3 protein-coding genes are annotated in these 3,901 nt (G+C 67.3%); 2 read left to right on the top strand and 1 reads right to left on the bottom strand.

The window, feature by feature from the left end:
* A partial coding sequence (locus ABYB95_RS18760; RefSeq protein ID WP_372660295.1) for an ABC transporter permease occupies nucleotides 1–2,232 on the bottom strand: 2,232 nt, incomplete at its 3' end.
* 276 nt (nucleotides 2,233–2,508) lie between these two features.
* Here ABYB95_RS18760 and ABYB95_RS18755 point away from each other — a divergent pair.
* Both ABYB95_RS18755 and ABYB95_RS18750 read left to right on the top strand, forming a co-directional pair.
* Nucleotides 2,509–3,402, top strand: a complete 894-nt coding sequence (locus ABYB95_RS18755) for a transglutaminase family protein (protein ID WP_372660292.1) — start codon at nucleotides 2,509–2,511, stop codon at nucleotides 3,400–3,402.
* Nucleotides 3,403–3,479: 77 nt separating this feature from the next.
* Entirely contained in the window at nucleotides 3,480–3,650 is a 171-nt protein-coding gene (locus ABYB95_RS18750; protein ID WP_372660289.1) for a hypothetical protein, read from the top strand.
* Nucleotides 3,651–3,901 lie beyond the last annotated feature (251 nt).

The following is a 3,901-nucleotide window of genomic DNA, read 5'->3' as shown; positions in this document are numbered from 1 at the left end:
CGCCACGCCGAACAGGCCGATGCCGATGGCCACCGCCTGCAGCCAGTAGGTCACGGCAAAACTGCGGTCGAAAATGCGCAGCGATACCGCGCGGATCTGCCCCACCGACGCGATCTCGATCAGATCGCGTGTGCCCAGGCTCTCGGCGAGCTGGAGCACGCGCTCGCGCACGGCGGTCGCATCGGCCGCATCGGCCGCATCGGCGTCGTCGGCCAGGTGCACGGCCAGATCGTTCACCCGTGCATCGCCCGTGAGCCGCTGGTAGTCGGCGCTGTCCATCAGCACGCTGCCGTTCTGGCGGGCGTAGTCGCGCCACACGCCGGCGATGAAGAAGCGGGTGGACGGCGCCAGAGCAGCGTCGAAAGCCAGACCCAGCTGGGGCAGAAAACCCCCGGCGCGCACGCCGTACACGTCGATCACAGCCTCGCTCACGTACACCGGCACCAGCGTTTCACCAGGCGCTGCCGTGGGCACCGGCCAGGCGTCGTCGATCAACGGCAGGCGCTGGTCGCTGGTGGCGTTCAGCGGTCGCGCCAGCAGGGTGAGCGCGGGCAAGGCCGGGTCGAGCTGCAGCTGGGTGGTGCGCAGCGGGTCCACGCGCACCACACCGGGCACATCTGCCACCGCGCGCACGAAATCGGGCGGCAGGCTGTTGCCTTCTTGGCCACCCGCCGTGCGCACGTAGAGCTGGGCTGGCAACACCGTGTCCAGCCACTGCGCGACCGAGTCGCGAAAACTGGCCACCATCACCGTGAGCGCGACCGACAGCGCCAGACTCGCCACCACGCCGCTGGTTGCCACGGCGGCGGTCTCGCGCAGGCGGCGCGCACGCTCCACCGCCAACAGGGGCAGCGCGCGCGTCGCCACCCAAGGCGCCAACCCGCGCAGCACGACACCCACCACCAGCGGCAGCGCCACAACGCCCCCCACCAGCAACAGGCCCACCGACAGATAGGCCGCCAGCGCCAGCCCGGCCACCGGCGGGGCCCAGGCCAGCAGCCCGGCGGCCAGCAACATGGCCAAGGCCCTGCGGTGCTGTGGCTGGCCGGATGCATCCACCGCACCCAGGCCCTTGAGCGCGGGCGCAGGCGCCATGCGCTGCATGGCGCGGGCCGGCCACCAGCCGCCCACCAGTGCGGCTGCCACGCCCAGCGCCGCGTAGCCGGTGGCCATGGGCAGACTCCAGAGCAAGCGCGGTGCTTCACCCGCGAAATAACCGCCACCCAGATCGCCGCCCAGCCAACGCAGGGCCAGCGCCGCCAAGGCCGTGCCCAGCGCCACACCCAGCACACTGCCCAGCACACCGAGCAAGGCCGATTCGCACAACACCAGCCGCAGCCGCTCGCGCGCCGACAAGCCCAACACACCCAGCAGGGCAAACTGCTGCTGGCGTTTGCTCACCGAAAGCGAAAGCACCGAATACACCAGAAACGCTCCGGTGAACAAAGCCACCAGCGCCAGCACGGTGAGGTTGACCCGGTAGGCGCGCGACAGCCGGTCCATGCGTCCATCCACTTGTTCGGGCAGTTGCGCCAGCAGGTGGGCGGGCAGGGCCAGGCTGTCCAGCACCGCCTGGGGCTGCACGCCGGTCTGCAGGCGCAGGGCGATGCGGCTGAGTTGGCCGATGTGGCCGGTGAGCTCTTGGGCCGCGGCCACGTCCATCACCAGCAGCGGTGGGCCGGGCGCGTTCACCTGGCCGATCACGCGCACGGTGGATACCTGTTGGCCGTTTTGCAGGCGCAGCGTGGTGCCAACCTGGCGCCATTTCGCGCGTGCGCTGGGGTTCAGAAATACCGCGTCGGGCGCGAACAAGTCCAAGCGGCGCGCACCCCCACCGGTGGCTGCATCGGGCTGGGGCATGAGGCCCGGGGCGGTGTTCGCCACCGACAAGGCATCCACCCCCACCAGCTTCACCGGCACCCGTGCGCCTTGCGCATCCAGCACAAAAGCGGACCGTTCCAGCACCGGGCTGGCCACGGCCACGCCGGGGTGCGCGGCCACCCGCTCCAGCCAGGTGTCGTCCAGCAGGCCTTGGCGCGCGCGCAGCTCCAGGTCGGGCCTGCCGCTGACCGCCGTTACCGCACTGGAGAACTCCGCCAGCGCCGAGGCGTTGATCAATTGCACCGAAAACGCCAGCGCCACACCCAGCATGACCGCGACCACGGCGGCCGCGTTGCGCCAGGGGTGGTGCCGCAGTTCTTGCCATGAGAAGGTGGTGAGCAAGGCGAACATGTTGGCTTGAGCTTAAGGCCAGTGCGTTGGGGCCACCGGGACAGGGGGCCGCTGATCGGCCGCCACAGCGCCCATGTGATGACCAGGGCGTAAGATGTTTTCCAGATGGCACGCGTATTGCTGCCAGAACGGTCTGCTGGACGGCATCTGTCGCAATCAAACAGACGCTCGATGTCCAGGACCCTCTCATCCCGTCTGCACAGGCGGGTTCATACCGGCCCGGGATCTCTGGCCGGTCACTGCAGGCGGCCCATCGCCTGCCAACCGGAAAACACCATGGTTCGCCTTCACCTAGCCATCGACCTGCAATACCAGGTGGGTGCGCCGGGGGCTGATTTCATTTTCAACCTCCAGGCCGCTCAAACGCGCCAGCAATTCATCGTCTGGGAGGAACTGCTGGTCAGCCAGGCCGTTCCCCTGGCCAGCCACACCGATCCCGCGACCCACACCCGCACCCTGCGCCTCACAGCGCTGCCTGGGCCGCTCACGGTGCGTTACCGCGCCACCCTGGACGTGACCCACCACGTGGCCGATGCCGCCAGCGTGATGGAGGTACCGGTGGCCATGCTGCCGCCGGAAGCGCTGATCTACCTCTACCCCAGCCGCTACTGCCAGTCGGATTGCCTGACCAGCCAGGCGATGGAGTTGTTCGGGGGCTTGCCCATGGGTTACGGGCGGGTGAAAGCGATCCAGGACTGGGTGCAGCAGCAAGTGGCGTTCGAGTCCAACACCAGCAACTCCATGACTTCGGCGCTGGACACCCTGGGCAGCCACGAAGGCGTGTGCCGCGATTTCGCGCACCTCATGATCGCCATGTGCCGCGCGCTCAACATCCCGGCGCGCTTCACCACCGCCATCGACTTTGGTGCCGATCCGGCGCTGGGGCCGACCGACTTCCACGCCTATGTCGAGGCCTATATTGGCCACCGCTGGTACATCTTCGATCCCTCCGGCACCGCGATTCCCATGGGCTTCATGCGCATCGGCACCGGGCGCGACGCCGCCGACGCGTCTTTTGCCACCATCTTCGGCACTGTCACCTCGCAGGCGCCGCTCATCGACATCTCGGCCCAGACCGACCTGCGCAACGGCTGGCAGTACCCGGTGCACCGGGCGGAAGGCCTGTCCACCGACGCGGTGTTCAGCTGGAACTTGGTGAACGCCCGCTAAAGGTCGGTGTTCCCGAAGCGTTTGCGCGCGCCTATGGCCTAATAGAGGGGTTTCAACCTTTTTCTCAGGAGCCTGACATGGGCAACAAAATCGTTACCGAAGCCGATCGCAAACACACCCCCCGTCCGACCCCCATTCCCGGCATGTCCCTGGCCACGCCCGGCCGTGGTCAGCGCGTGAGCCTGGAGCGCGGCACGTCTACCCGCAGCAAGAAAAACCCTGGCAAGCGCCCCAGCAAGGGCGGTTGATGGATGGCGTTGGGCGCTGTCGCCCACGTTGAAAAAAGGCCCGTTACGGGCCTTTTTTGTTTTTGACGCCGCAGAAGATGCCGTTTGAATGCCACATGGTTGTCATAAAAACACTGCCTAGGCATGTATAATCGGGAAAACCCTAGCCGACTGATAACCCCATGAGCGACAAATCCGACCCGCCCCAGTTCTACCAGGCGCAATCGTATACCGCCGAAGAAAGCGTGGGCTACCTCATGAAGCGCATCATG

The sequence above is a fragment of the Hydrogenophaga sp. genome (genome assembly GCF_041633695.1).
Taxonomy (GTDB): Bacteria; Pseudomonadota; Gammaproteobacteria; order Burkholderiales; family Burkholderiaceae_C; genus Hydrogenophaga.
The sequence above is the reverse complement of the archived record's forward strand: the minus strand, read 5'-3'. Positions and strand labels throughout refer to the sequence as shown.